This is a genomic window from Coleofasciculus sp. D1-CHI-01 (assembly GCF_040218875.1).
Classification (GTDB): Bacteria; Cyanobacteriota; Cyanobacteriia; order Cyanobacteriales; family Coleofasciculaceae; genus Coleofasciculus.
On the sequence record NZ_JAVJQP010000163.1, the window covers coordinates 90088 to 104307 of the forward strand.

10 protein-coding genes are annotated in these 14220 nt (G+C 44.6%); all 10 read right to left on the bottom strand.

Features of this window, described 5'->3' with window-relative positions; genetic code table 11:
- Positions 1 to 7 precede the first annotated feature (7 nt).
- The 10 genes from RIB93_RS28750 to RIB93_RS28795 all read right to left on the bottom strand — a co-directional run bounded on the left by RIB93_RS28750 (position 8) and on the right by RIB93_RS28795 (position 14211).
- Positions 8 to 415, bottom strand: coding sequence for a GtrA family protein (locus RIB93_RS28750; RefSeq protein ID WP_446378113.1), 408 nt, complete (start codon positions 413 to 415; stop codon positions 8 to 10).
- A gap of 54 nt (positions 416 to 469) precedes the next feature.
- Positions 470 to 1312 (bottom strand): class I SAM-dependent methyltransferase, encoded by an 843-nt coding sequence (locus RIB93_RS28755; protein ID WP_446378115.1) that lies wholly within the window; start codon positions 1310 to 1312, stop codon positions 470 to 472.
- Positions 1305 to 2252, bottom strand: coding sequence for a glycosyltransferase family 2 protein (locus RIB93_RS28760; RefSeq protein ID WP_446378117.1), 948 nt, complete (start codon positions 2250 to 2252; stop codon positions 1305 to 1307). The genes RIB93_RS28755 and RIB93_RS28760 overlap by 8 nt, the downstream gene beginning before the upstream one ends.
- Before the next feature lie 17 nt (positions 2253 to 2269).
- Positions 2270 to 3187: an NAD-dependent epimerase/dehydratase family protein gene (locus RIB93_RS28765; RefSeq protein WP_446378119.1), complete on the bottom strand. Its 918-nt coding sequence runs from the start codon at positions 3185 to 3187 to the stop codon at positions 2270 to 2272.
- Positions 3184 to 3915, bottom strand: coding sequence for a sugar phosphate nucleotidyltransferase (locus RIB93_RS28770; protein WP_446378121.1), 732 nt, complete (start codon positions 3913 to 3915; stop codon positions 3184 to 3186). The genes RIB93_RS28765 and RIB93_RS28770 overlap by 4 nt, the downstream gene beginning before the upstream one ends.
- Positions 3912 to 4901 (bottom strand): GDP-mannose 4,6-dehydratase, encoded by a 990-nt coding sequence (locus RIB93_RS28775; protein WP_446378123.1) that lies wholly within the window; start codon positions 4899 to 4901, stop codon positions 3912 to 3914. Before RIB93_RS28775 ends, RIB93_RS28770 begins: the two co-directional genes overlap by 4 nt.
- 244 nt (positions 4902 to 5145) lie before the next feature.
- Entirely contained in the window at positions 5146 to 7974 is a 2829-nt protein-coding gene (locus tag RIB93_RS28780; protein WP_446378125.1) for a YfhO family protein, read from the bottom strand.
- A gap of 19 nt (positions 7975 to 7993) precedes the next feature.
- Positions 7994 to 10894, bottom strand: a complete 2901-nt coding sequence (locus tag RIB93_RS28785) for a YfhO family protein (RefSeq protein WP_446378127.1) — start codon at positions 10892 to 10894, stop codon at positions 7994 to 7996.
- Positions 10895 to 10902: 8 nt separating this feature from the next.
- Positions 10903 to 13293, bottom strand: a complete 2391-nt coding sequence (locus RIB93_RS28790) for a glycosyltransferase family 4 protein (protein WP_446378129.1) — start codon at positions 13291 to 13293, stop codon at positions 10903 to 10905.
- A gap of 3 nt (positions 13294 to 13296) precedes the next feature.
- Positions 13297 to 14211 carry a class I SAM-dependent methyltransferase gene (locus RIB93_RS28795; RefSeq protein ID WP_446378131.1) on the bottom strand — a complete coding sequence of 305 codons (915 nt, stop codon included), beginning with the start codon at positions 14209 to 14211 and terminating at the stop codon, positions 13297 to 13299.
- Between the last annotated feature and the right edge of the window lie 9 nt (positions 14212 to 14220).

Below are 14220 nucleotides of genomic sequence, written 5' to 3' on the forward strand. Positions count from 1 at the left end.
AAATCCGCTAATTTTTGATTTTAAATGACCAATAAAAGTTTAGGATAAAATTGCTAATAGGAATTAAAACTAGGGCAAGTAATTGGGCAATTCCATACCAGATCGAAAAAACATTCACCGCTAGAAACATAATTATCGTATTTAATAATAAGCCCATCAAAGAGACAGTCAGGTAACGTGGGAAAGAAACGCGATGTCTATTCTTCGCTCTAAATGTCCACTTATAGTTCAGGATATAAGAAATAATCACAATAATGATAAATGCTAAAGCTGAACTAATTACGGGGTCATAGCGCAAAAGTTCTATGAATAAAGTTAAAAGAAATACATAGATCCCCGTACCTATCCCTCCAACCACTGCATATCGAATAAATTTATGGGTAAGCTTGGCTTTTCTGTATTTTTTAAATCTCATGGGTTTAACCAACGATTAATCATGACCAGATACCTGTATTCGATCATATTGAGTTCAGCGTTTACTAGCAATGACATACATAATGTCATACAAGTTCAGATAGAAATACCAATCCGTCAATCGGAGTCGCTTCAGCCAATGATACATTTTGGGGTTATTTTGCCGCAGCACAAAAATATTATAAGCAATATTGTCCACACTGCGATAAAAACCACAATACCGATTGTAGACAACATCAAATCCATAATTGTTTAGCATTTTTTCCAGTGTTTTTCTAGAAAAGTAATGGACATGAGTCGGAGGATGAATTAATCGCCAATTGCTTCTTCTGATTCGTGCATTCAGACTGCTAATGTCACCGGTTGTGATAGCCAGAAGCCCACCGTTATTCATCTGTTTGCTGATCTTTTCAATATAGAAGTGAGGTTGACCTATATGTTCAATTGTATCCCACATACAGACAACATCAAACCTCTGCTCACCAAAGTCATGCTTCAGCAAATCTGACTGAATCGCATCGAGGTGCAAGGTTTCACGGGCATATCGAACGCCTTCTTCGGTAATATCGATTCCCTGAACGTGATCAAAGTAATCCTGGGCAAACTCCAGGAAAAATCCGTAAGCACAGCCAATTTCCAGTAAATTCCGGTGAAACGTGGGGTTGAGAAATCTCTGCAGTGTTTTCAGTCGTAACTTGAAATTATTCTGCATAACTTTTTTATCCGCGACATAATCGCTATACTCTTCTCCGAAGAAATAATTTCGGCTATAAAGTTTAAATAGTTCGGCATCAGTCAGGTTTAAATCAGCAACCGTATGACCACACCGCTGGCATTTTAGCAGACCTTTATAGACCGATTCATGCTGCGTCGTTCCACAAACAATACACTCATTCATCGCGATGAAAATTTACCTTGTCTTCAATAATGTAGTGGGGTCTACCTTTAACTTCATCAAAAATTGCGCCAATATACTCTCCAATTATACCTAAAAAAATGAGTTGTACTCCACTAAATATTGACACTAAAAAGACTAGAGTTGTCCACCCCGAAGGCAGGGAGGCATAAATAAAATATTGAACGACGGATATAAGGGCATAGATTAAGCCAAATAGGGCAAAAATAAATCCTGTAATAATGGCGGCTTTTAGCGGTTTTTTACTAAAGGAAACAACCCCCTCTAATCCAAACTGAACCATCCGGTTGAGGGAATATTTACTCCGACCGGCTTTCCGTTTTCTGACTTGAAAGTAAATACTTGTGCTTCTAAATCCCACCCAACTAAAAAGACCTCGCAGAAATTGGTTTCTTTCTCGAATTTTATGTTTAAAGGTTTTGGCTACACGGTTAGATATTAATCTAAAATCGGCAGCACTTTCATTAATGGGGACGTCTGAGAGTTTGTTGATGATTTTGTAGAATAGTTTAGATGTCAAACGTTTAAAAATACTAATATCCTTGGAATCTTGGCGAATTGTATAAACAATATCATAGCCTTGTTCATACTTCATCAACATTTTGGGAATCAATGAAGGGGGATGCTGCAAATCGCTATCTAGCATAATCAAAACATCAGAATCACTATGATCGATTCCGGCTAGTAGTGACATTTGATGACCAAACCGAGACGACATCAATAGAATCTGTACAGCTTTATCCTGTTCAGCGATTGATTTTAATATTTCAAAACTCGCATCGGTGCTGCGGTCAACCACAAATAAAATTTTGGACTGATAACGCGGTGATAATCCAGCTAGCACCCCTGTAAGTTCCGTGTAGAAATCGTTGATTACCTCTTCTTCGTTGTAAACCGGGCTAATAATCGTCAAGGTTTTCATCGTCGATTTGAGCGGTTCTAATGGTGGGCATTGCTCTCCGAAAAGATTGAATGTATCACTGTCTCAAGGTTGGTTTTAGGAGTATAACCCAGCAGCGTTTGCAATTTTTCAATGCTACCATAATGAACGGGAACATCAACAGGTTTGAATCGTGCGGGATCGGTTTGAATGTCTACATCGATATTAGCTATCTCGATCAGCTTGTGCAGTAGATCACTCATGAGTATACCTTGTCCCGAACAAACATTAATCACCTGTCCATACGCTGTTGGTGTCCGGATTAATTGCCAGTAAATTTTAATCACTTCTTGGATATCAATAAAATCTCTGGAACTGCTTAAATTGCCGACGTTGATGATTGAAGGGTGTTGACCTTGGGCGATTGCCGTAATCTGTTTGACAAAGCTTTGGATAGACAGATACTCGGGCATACCAGCACCAATTATATTAAACGGTCTGACCATAACTAAGGGTCTCCCTTGTCTGGATAAGGCAAGTCCCATTAACGTTTGGGAAAGTTTACTAATCCCGTAGTGACTATAGGGACAGGTTGGCGTCTGTTCATGAATGGGAACTTGTTCAGGACTCACTAAACCATATTCAGCCGATGTCCCCACTAACAGGACAGGACAATTCTCATAGCCTGTAATCTCTAAGGCATGCAAGAGTGTCGCGGCATAGACGGTATTAACCTGGTATAACAACGTGGGGTTAGTAGAACGGGCGACACCAGCTAAGTGAAACACATAGTTTGGCTGGACAGCTTTAATGGTGTTTGCCAAAGCTGAAACCTCAGCCGTATCCGTTAAATAGTAATGATGTTCAGAAGCAGGTTGAGTGCCAAGGGTATGAATTTCTATTCCCTGACGTTCTAGATAAGGAATCAGATGCCGTCCGCAAAACCCACCCCCACCTGTGATTAGGGCTCTTTTCATAGATTGGGCAGAAATTCAGCTTGTCTTGATTCAAATATTTCAGTGGCTGTTCGATAGTCGTCCATTCTGCCAATATCAAGCCAGTAACAGGATTCGCGATAACAATGAACTGGATGACCATCTTGGCATAATTTCAGCATCAGGTCAGGAATATCTAGATAGTCACCAACCTTTAAATAAGGCTGTATGGCATTTTTATTAAGAACATTCACGCCCATACTGACATCAAAATGATAGGTAGGTTTTTCCACGTAACGCACTAGCTTTCCTTGATCATCCGTTTCCAGGACGCCAAAATCGACCTTCACGTCCCGTTGATAGATACCAATGGTGGCTGCTGCACCCTTATCTTTATGAAAAGCAATTAGATTCTGGTACTTTAACGTCGTCATTAAATCACCATTCATAACCAGAAAATCATCCTCTAATTGCTCCATCGCCAGAGCAATTGGACCGGCGGTTCCCAAAGCCCGTTCCTCGAATGAATAGCTAATATTCAAGCCCAGACGTTCACCCTTTTGAAAAAAAGCCTGAAGCAATTGGCTTAAATATCCCACAGCGAGGATGACATCCGTGATTCCTGCACCTTTGAGTTGCCGTAAGATAATCTCCAAAATCGGATAGTCACCCACGGGCATTAGTGGCTTAGGAAGCACAGTGGTGTAAGGATGTAGCCGAGTTCCTCGACCACCGGCGAGAATTAAAGCCTGCATTGATTTAGACCTCACACAGCATACTGCTCTGATTTAAAAAGAGTTGGGTTATTTGAGACAAAGGTAATTACTTCTTTCAACCCAGCCTCCAGTGAATACTGGGGTTGCCAGCCAGTTCTTTCCCTGGCTTGTGTATTGTCACAGATGAGCTTGAACACTTCGCTTTTACTCGGACGCACTCGACGGCTATCGAGAACAAGGGGTTTGTCACTCTCCATCAAGGAAAGAATTGTTTTGGCTAACTCTCCAATCGTAATCCCTTTGCCAAAACCGACATTAGTCACCTTGCCAATCGTCTGTTCCGATTCTGCCACGTTGATAAATCCCCTCACTGTGTCCTTAACATAAGTCAAATCGCGTACTGGGTCTAGTGATCCTAAACGGATCTGATTTTGGGTTAAGGCTTGACTGATGATGCTGGGAATCACGGCGCGGGCTGACTGACGTGGACCATAGGTATTAAAGGGTCGAATTGTGGAAACGGGTAAACCAAAGGATAGATAATAGCTTTCAGCCATTTTATCAGCACCAATTTTAGACGCCGAGTAGGGGGATTGACCCTGCAAGGGATGGTTTTCGTCAATGGGGGTATAGATAGCCGTACCGTAAGTTTCTGAGGTTGAGGTATGAACAATCCGTTCGAGGTCGAAGTTTCGTCCTGCTTCTAGGACATTCATCGTGCCTTCGATATTGGTGCGAATATAGCTGCGGGGAGCAATATAGGAATAAGGTATCCCGATTAGCGCCGCCAGATGAAAAACAACGTGCTGGTTTTTGACCTGGCGATTGACGAAATCACTATCCTCAATATTGCCAGCGACGGCATTCAGGGCGGCTCGATGTTGGGGCGACAATAATTCCAGATTACCCCAATTGTTTTGCGAGTTGTAGTGGATTATCGCTGTAACTTGAGCGCCTGCTTCGAGCAACGCTTCACATAGATGACTACCAATGAAGCCACCTGCGCCAGTCACGACAACGTTTTTGCCAGTCCACCTCATTCCTCACTCCTTACCTAACTGATGGAGAAGACTTGCGATCGCGCCATCCCTCAATGGGCTGCAATACAGAGTACATAGTAGTCTTCTGGATGTACATTGTCGGTATCATACCATGATGACTGGATCAAGGAAGTCTAAATCGAATGGCACGCTGATTAAGGCTGGTGGGCAGTACCCATCCTACGCTATATTAAGCGTTTTGCTGATCCGCAAATGCACGCTTTTCAGTGCCATTGAGTCTAAATCAATTAAGTCGTTCCTGGCTACGCGACAGTTTCCAGCCTAAATAGGCTAATAAAACCAGAGACGCACTACTTACGCCCAAGCCAATATGAAAACTGACCGGATTGAACTCAAAGGTAACCCGATGCTTTCCGGCGGGAACTTGAACACCTCGCAGGACATAGTTGGTTTGAAAGATAGGTGTCGTTTTACCATCAATTGTGGCTCTCCAACCGGGGTAATAAACATCACTTAATACCAGGAAAGCTGGAGAGGTTGAATCCGTCTGAATTTCGATTTGACTATTTGATAGACTGATAATTTCGGCAGTCGCTGCCACGTCTGGATTCTGGGCTTTAAACCTTAGCGGTGCTTCAACCAAAGCCACTTGCTCAGGTTTGTAAGTGCGCCCATCCGGTAATCGAGAGGATTGAATCGCTTCGAGGACTTGATTAGGCTTTGCACTGATAACTTCTGGGACTAACCAGGCTCGAGGCATTGCCTGTAAATTTTCATAAACCATGGTTTGGTTAATATCCTCAACATGATGCCAACGTGCGGTGTTTGATAATTCGGTGATTGGATAAGATTGATTCGTGGTTTTGTCAATAACACTGATTTTTTGGAGGCTAATAGAGCCAACGGGACTTATCCACTTAAGCGATAGACGTTTCACATTGTTTAACGAGTTCAGAGGAAGAAGACTTACATACTGATGACCCTGACAGCTGGGAAAAGACTCTCGCACTACCGGAAAACTTTCAAAGATTGGCGCTTTCCGATGTTTCATTTGAGGACGTACATCGGTACAATCATAAGCCCATTCCGACGTATCTCTCCCAGCCCGCAGGCTTTGAGTCATACTCTTGCCATTGGTATCACGAACTTCAATACGCAATACTTCAGTATTATCCGCTATTTGTGCAGCACACCCCAATGAACTCACAATACCAATAGCGGTTGCCGGAATAGAATCAGGAACCTGAAAATCCACAGAACTAGGTTTGACAACTCCACAACCTGAACCCAAGGATAGGCTTAAATTATCCTGAGACCAAGAGACGCCGTTGGCATCAGAAAGGGTTGATACTTTAGGGATAAATACATACCGTATTGATAGAATATCTAAACTGTGATTAGACTGAAATCCCCAGTTTCCCTGCACCTGTCCAGCGGGGTTCATCCCCAGGACTTGGCTAATTCTAGACAGAATGAGAGGTCCATAGCCACTGGAATTAGGAATCCCCCATAGCCGTGATAAATTAGGAGCTAATGCGTCACGACCAGCATACCCTCCTTGAATAGGTAAGATACGTTGGTGATTTTGATTGAGACGCTCCTTGTACGTTTGGGCAACTACAGTTGGTTGAAGAGCGTTTTGGTGTGGGGATGATTCTTGCCATATATAAAACCAGCCAAAACTACCCAAGTCAATGATTAAAACTAAAACCAGCAGCGGTTCAATTAACTTCAATGTTCTCCACTTGCCCCAGATGAGCAAAATCGCTACAGCGATCGCGAAAATGACTAGAGGCACTGCCAAGGCTCGATTAGACCAAGGCAGCAATGTGAGTTGCCGAAAACCAGCCTCACTCGCTTGGGCTTTAAGCTGATTGGCAAAACTGAAAATTCCGATTAAACTAATCAGCATTACGCCCGTGCTGACTGACACTATTTTCAGGATAAGACGATTCGATACAAGTTGCTTTTGGATACCGACAACCCCTAACCCGGCTAACACGCTGACCCCTAAACTCATCTCCATAAAATGACGTGTTGGTGCGCGAAATTTGTTGTAAGCTGGGACATAATACATAATCCGAGCCAGGGGAGTGGCATCACCAAGACTGAGCAATAGGGCAAACACACTTACACCAATCCAAAACCATTTAAGTGGCTTGCTCGTAGTTGAGAAAAATCCGATAACAGCTAGCAGAATTGGCAGGAGTCCAATGTAGCCCGTTAACTCAGAGAGATTGGCTTCACCAAAGTAGTTAGGAACATTGTAAAATGAGTCTGGGAAGTAGTAACCAAATAGATAGGGGAAAAGGAGTTGAATAATTTGATTAACGGGTAAAGCAATACCGGCAAACTCAGAAAAGGTCAGCTTAGCTCGTACTGTCAGATGACTGAATTCCAGAGTCGGAATAATTTGAATTGCGGCTAAGGCGATACCCAAACTTAATACTAATACACACCATTTGTAATAGTTCCAGCGACCAACTGGAGCCGAATTCCCTCGAACTCCAATATAAAAGATACTTAACCCAATTACATAAACAAACATTTGTGGATGTCCAGCCAGAAAATTACAGGCGACCCCACAGACGCCAATGATTAGCCAGTGAGCTGTTAGGTTATCCCGCAATTTTTCCCACGTCCAGATCAGCAGTGGTATCCATAGAGCGCTATGAATCATTGCCGTGTGCGTCAAATGTGACATCATGAAGCCACTCATGCCGTAGACAAGACCACTGACAAGAGCAGCTAACGTTGAACCCGTCAGGGTATAAACATAACCATAAGCAAAACAACTCGCTAAGATATAGGCAGAACTAAAAAAAACGTTCCAAGAATTGGGAATCAGGGAAAAAAAGAGAGAGAGAGGATACCAGGTTTCAACTTGCGGATCTGCCGCAACGGGAAACCCAGACAGGATCAAGTTTGTCCACAGTACTCTGGGTGAATAAAATGCCGGGACATAGTAAATTAATCCATCTGAAGGCGCCAGTAATCTTTCGGAAAATATGACAGGGGAAAAGAATAATGTGTAGAACGCTGGAAAAAATAAAATCGGCAACAGGACAGAACTGAATTGGCTCCCTGGTTTAAAATATAGGTTGAACGGCATAGAATTTATGTTCCATTTGTTAAGTCATGCTTGGGTTATCTATCTTGTTCTGGCTTCGCGAAAGTTTCCATGCTAAATAACCCAACAAAACCAGAGACGCACTACTCACGCCCAAGCCAATATGAAAACTGACCGGATTGAACTCAAAGGTAACCCGATGGTTTCCGGCGGGAACTTGAACACCTCGCAGGACATAGTTGGTTTGAAAGATAGGTGTTGGTTTACCATCAATTGTGGCTCTCCAACCGGGGTAATACACATCACTTAACACCAGGAAAGCCGCAGAAGTGGAATCCGTTTGCACCTCAACGTGGGTATTCGATAGACTCAGAACTTGGGCAGTCGCTGCCACGTCGGGATTTTTGGCGTTAAAGTTGAGGGGTGCTTCTACCAAAGCCACCTGAGTCGGTTCGTAAGGGCGCCCATCCGGTAATCGAGAGGATTGAATCGCCTCAAGTACCTGCTTAGGCTCAGCACTGACAACCTCTGGAACTAACCAGGCTCTAGACATAGCTTGCCGATTCTCATAAACATGAGCGCCCCAGTAGCCTCCACCATTGGAGGGTTTTTCCCCAGAAGCTGGAATATCCGGCATCCGCCGCCACCGATTTGGGTTACCTATAGCGCTGGAAACTTCTGTAATCGGGTAGGATTGCCCGGTTGACTGATTAATCAGACTCATCTTATGAAGGGTAATTGCACCCGATGCGCCAATCCATTCCAACTGGATGTCTTGAACCGGATTCATCAGGTTGAGGGGTAGCACGCTGAGGTAATTGTGGCGCTCACAATCGGGAAAAGAGGGTCGTTTATGGGGAACACTGCTAAAGATGGGCGCTCGTTTATGCTGCATTTGAGGTCGTACATCGCTACAGTCATAAGCCCATTCCGCCGTATCTGTGCCAGCACGCAGCGTCTGAGTTACAGTCTCTCCGGTGACATCCTGTACTGAAATTCGCAAGACTTCTGCATCATTAGACAACCCTTGGGAGCAAGCCATTGAACTGACAATTCCAATCGCGGTTACTTGAGGCTGAGAAGGTACATAAAATTTAACCGAGTTCGACGGATTAGTCAGACAATCTTGCCCCAGACTGAGGTTCATATCCTCGCTATGCCAACCGATGCCTTGGCTGTTGGTTACAGGGGTTAATCCCCAAGTAGGGATGAAAATATAGCGCACAGCCATCAGATCCAAAGTCCGGTTAGAGGCAGACGCCCATTGCCCCCAGACATCTCCGGCTGCTCCCATGGGAAATAACTCACTATATCTGGATAACATCAACGGTCCGTAACCGCTAGCGCTGGGAACTCCCCAAATCCGGGAGAGATTGGGCGGCATTTCATGGAAATTTCCGGTTGCTCCTCTCGGCGTTAAGATCCGCTGCTGACGTTGAGTCAATTTATCTCGGTATTGGGCAATAACAGTCGTCGGGGTTAAGGCATCTTGACTCGGTGCACCATACCGCCACTCATAAAACCAGCCGAAACTGCCGATATCAATCACTAGCAACACCAATACCAGAACACCCCATTGAGAGGGTTTGGCGTTGATTGAATAGAGAACCACGGTTATCGCCAGCAAAAAAATGACTAGGGGAACTCCTACCGCAGGATTCGTCCAAGGCAGAAAACTCAGGGGTTGAGAACCTGCTGCTATGGCTTCTGACTCTAGCGCACCGGAAAAAATGAAAATACTGGTTAAGGCAATCAGGAAAATGCCAGCACTAATCTTAATGATCTTAAAGCTCAACAGTTTGGAAACCGCTTGGGTTTGAATCGCCGCAACCCCCAACCCGGCTAACACACTCACCGCCCAACCCACTTCCATCAGGTGCCGCGCTGGGGCGCGAAACTTGTTGTAGACAGGTAGATGGTAGGTCAAATAAGCCAACGGTTTCCCCAAGGCGAGTAAGAGGGCGATCGCACCCGCAGTTAACCAAAACCGGGCAATGGGTCGATCCCGATGTACGATAAATCCAACTATCGCCAAGAGTAGAGGCAGTAATCCCATATAACCCGCCATTTCGGTGAGATTCCAGCCACCAAAATAAGGGGGATCGTAAAAGGAATTGAAGGGTCCACCGCCACCAAACAGATAGGGAAACAGAAACTGAATAATTTGTTCGACAGGCAGGGAAAAGCTGACAAACTGATCGAATGTCATCCGCGATCGCAATCCCAATCCTGACAACTCGGCTGTCGGGATCAGTTGAATCGCCGTCAGACTTATACCTAGGGCGATAACCGCCAAATAGGTTCTATAGTACCTCCAGCGACCCACGGCTGCTTTCCCACCGAGACAAAGAACATAGATTGTACTCAGACCCAAGCTATAAAAGGAAATTTGGGGATGTCCTGCCAAAACACTACAACTCACAGCCAAAGCACCGATAACAAACCACAGGGGACGGATGCGATCGCGCAGCCTGTCTGCTGTCCAAATTAGCAGGGGCATCCACGCCGCCCCATGAATAATCACCGTATGACCCAAATGAGCGATCATAAAGCCACTCATCCCGTAGATGATACCACTGACTAAGGCTGCCAATCGCAACTGGGTGAGGCTGTAAACATAGCCATAAGTAAAGCAACTCGCTAATACATAGGCACAGAGAACAAAGGCATTCCAAGAGTTAGGAATAAGCGAAAAGAATAGAGAAATCGGATACCACGTCTGAGTCTGGGGATCAGCCGCTACCGGGAATCCCGACAGAATCAAATCCGTCCATAAGGTGCGAATCGAGTAGAACGCGGGAACATAAAAAACAATTCCATCTCCTGGGGCAAGCAATCGCCCTGAGAAGATGACTGGCGCAAAGAAAAGGGTATAAAGGAGTGTAAAAAATAGGACGACTGAGAGCGGATGAAGGATGCCAGACTGAAATAATTTTTTTGTGCTGAAGCTAATCAATTTCACCCCTCACCTCACACCAAATTCAACTGAGTTAAACGGTTAAACAATCGCTGGGATATCACCTGCCAATCAAATTTCTCTTGAACATACTGTCGGGCATTTTTAACACGAATATCTTTATTTGTCAAGTTTTCGGCTGTTAGATCCGCGATCGCCTCAGCAAAGTCCTCGATATCAACCACGACACAGTGTTTTCCCCCTTCTACCCCCAAACCCCTGACACCAATGGGTGTCGAGATCACCGGAATCCCAGAGGCAAAGTATTCTAGCATTTTCAGATTAGTGCCAGAGCCAAAAGTGACAGGGTTGAGTGCCACATCAGCCAAACCTAGGATAACCGCTTTAGTTTCGTCATCAACGACATCCATAAAACCGACATTGGCAGGTCTTTTTTCATGCTTAAACGCCAAACCTACACTGCCAATAATTAGAAAATTCACTTGAGGGAGTTGCTCAGCTATCTGAAAAATAGAACCCACGGCTGCCAGATTTGGACTGTGCCAGCTTCCCATAAACAATGCCGTAAAACTACTAGCATTTAAGCCTAACTTAGATTTTTGGCAATGGCGCTCTTCTAGAGAAACATAATTCACCGTTTCTCTATCCACACCATTCGGCACTTCCAAGATTTTGCTGGAATCTACACCATAAATTTGGTTTAAACGTTGAGCATCCTCTTGACAACACACCAAAATTAAAGTACTAGCCTGACAGCATTCCTGCTCAACCTGGCGAGTCGCGTCAAGTAATTTCTGCCCCGTAGGATTATCAGGCAGAACTCTTTGTTTTAGCACCACTTCTACATCTTGGGCTTCATACCATAAGGGCTGATTACTAACCGCTTGAATCGCTGGCAATAGATAAGGGTGACAAGCCACAATAAAATCGGACGTTGCCGTAGACGCTCTTAACGCCTCAACATAAGCCGGCGTCAACTGATAAAGTTGTGGCATCACGATATCGGTAATTGGCACTCCAACCTGTTGCTCAATCCCTAACTCTTCCCGTTGATGCTGATCTGACTTGGGAATTCGTATTTCCCACACGCCTGGGGCAATTTCACCCCTAAACGGGACTTCATGAGCGTGAGTAAACGTGACAAATTCGATATCGAACCAACGGGCGAGATAACGGTATAGATGAAACACCCGAATTTGTCCGCCTCCCCGAGGCGGGAAAACAGGAAACGTGAGGGCAACTGTAATTTTTTTGCGCTCGTTTCGGGCTGTAGTCGTGATGTATGGCTTGGCGTCACCTAGCAGTTTGGCAACCGTATTGTCCCAGGTAATATCTTGCACCAACTTACGACCGATAAGCCCCATCTGTTGCGCTTCCTGTACATGTTCACACAGATAATCAATCCGTTGGGCGATCGCCTGAGGGTCAGGTGGAACACAATAGCCTGTTTCCCCATTCCGAACAAACTCATTCGGACCTCCGGCATCGGTGGTGGTGAGTACAGGCTTACCACTCATCATCGCTTCTATGGTCACTAGCCCATAATCTTCGTTGTCGGGAACATAGGGTACAACTAAAGCATCAGCATACAGCGCCGTGAGTTGCTGATCATTAACAAACCCCAGAAAAACAATTCGTTGATCATCGCCTGCGAGTTGCTTGAGACTATCCGCATCAGGACCAGTTCCAGCAATTTTCAGGTTGATATTGGATTTAACATACTGCATCGCCTCCACTAATAAGCGAACCCGTTTGGGTCCATCGAGTCGGCTGACGGTGAAGAGGTAATCGCTATTACCTGAGTGAAAAAACTTCAGATTTGAGGGAGGATAGATGACATGAATAGAACTATCAACTGGAAAGTAATTGGCGCGATTGGCTACAGTATGAGAGATGGCAGCATACTTGGCAATTGCGTCCGGTTTCAAGGCAATACCATCCAAAAAATGCACAATCTCTCGTGCGAGTGAACCGGGGAATTTGAAGGTATCTAGGGGTAAATCTGGGCAGCACCGTAGCTGTTCTAACCGATCAAAGAATTCGTTCAGTGCTGTTCTTAACCCTTGATTATGCCCCATGAATTCCTGTAGACCCCTAATCTCTTTATGCGGGGTCACATAGTTTTCTGGGCAACCCGTCAAGTGATAAGTATCATATAATCCGCGCAACCGATGTAACATATAGCAAACGTGGTTGCCATGTTGCACCATCCAAGCCGGATACTTTCCTGAAATGATCAGATCGAAATGAGTCAGGTCAAGGTTTGAGAAATGCCTGTAGCTATCGAGTAACTCCCAGAAATTTCGTTCTGGACTGGGTATTTTCACCAACTCAGCCTGATGGGGAGTGTCCTGGTTAATCGAATTTAAGAGTCCCCACCAGAGATTTTCTGCACCCCCAATTGTAAACGGAACTGGACTCGGAGCAATAATCGCAATTTTCATAGGCTATAGACGGGTTGCCGTGAAGGCAAAGCGGGCATATACTAACGGATCGACATCGGCAGCATTTTTCAGATAGTAAAACTCAAATTTGAACCGATCTTGGACTGGCTTGATAATTCGTTGGTAAAAAGAATCGGGACTATAAAATCTCCCATGTCGGTTTCCCCATCCTTGAGCGCAGTATAGGGTTGTGTCTGGATCAAAGACTACACCCGCCGTCGCGCTGACTGTGGGATCTGTTTGAGTCGCCGCTTGTTCATACAGGTAAAAAGGAACCACACACACTTTCCCACCGGGCTTGAGAACGCGAGATAATTCATCAAATAAGCGAGTATATGCATCAGCTTCAAAATGTTCTAAAGAGCAAGTTAAAGCCGCCTTGGAGGCAAAATTATTGGGTACAGGCATGGAACAAGCATCTCCGCCAATTTGATTACCCTTGATCCCCGGTGGGTACATAATGTCTTGGCTATAGGTCGTCGCACCCGTTAGTCGGCGATAAATTTCTGGGATGGGAGATTGTTCACTGGCGATATCTATAAATATGTCTTCCGCGCTCACGTTTAATAGAGTAAGGGTAAGATAATGCTCAAGAGATTTTTCAACTTGATTACCCCGATAGTAGTCAGGATACCGGGTTTTGTATTCGGCATTATTAAAGTATTTTTGATAATTACCCCAATTAATCTCATACTCACAAAACTTCATCCCCGCCTTGTGAGCCAGTCTGAGAATGTTACGGACTTTTGCAGGGGAAGTATTGTCAATTGCTGTGGGGACAACGTTCCATCCAGATTTTTGTAGGGATGCCATACCTGCGGCAAAACTCAGAGGAATCACGTCGGGGCGATAGATATAGTTCGAGTTATCTGGTTTAATTGGATTGAGTTTGGAGAGTATTCTGAATAAAGCATTCATTAAATGAAC

Bases quoted from the DNA above. Each gene is read 5' to 3' on its own strand.
- RIB93_RS28775 (WP_446378123.1), bottom strand. From the start codon at position 4,901: ATGAGGTGGACTGGCAAAAACGTTGTCGTGACTGGCGCAGGTGGCTTC.
- RIB93_RS28765 (WP_446378119.1), bottom strand. From the start codon at position 3,187: ATGAAAAGAGCCCTAATCACAGGTGGGGGTGGGTTTTGCGGACGGCAT.
- RIB93_RS28750 (WP_446378113.1), bottom strand. From the start codon at position 415: ATGAGATTTAAAAAATACAGAAAAGCCAAGCTTACCCATAAATTTATT.
- RIB93_RS28780 (WP_446378125.1), bottom strand. From the start codon at position 7,974: ATGCCGTTCAACCTATATTTTAAACCAGGGAGCCAATTCAGTTCTGTC.
- RIB93_RS28760 (WP_446378117.1), bottom strand. From the start codon at position 2,252: ATGAAAACCTTGACGATTATTAGCCCGGTTTACAACGAAGAAGAGGTA.
- RIB93_RS28795 (WP_446378131.1), bottom strand. From the start codon at position 14,211: ATGAATGCTTTATTCAGAATACTCTCCAAACTCAATCCAATTAAACCA.
- RIB93_RS28790 (WP_446378129.1), bottom strand. From the start codon at position 13,293: ATGAAAATTGCGATTATTGCTCCGAGTCCAGTTCCGTTTACAATTGGG.
- RIB93_RS28755 (WP_446378115.1), bottom strand. From the start codon at position 1,312: ATGAATGAGTGTATTGTTTGTGGAACGACGCAGCATGAATCGGTCTAT.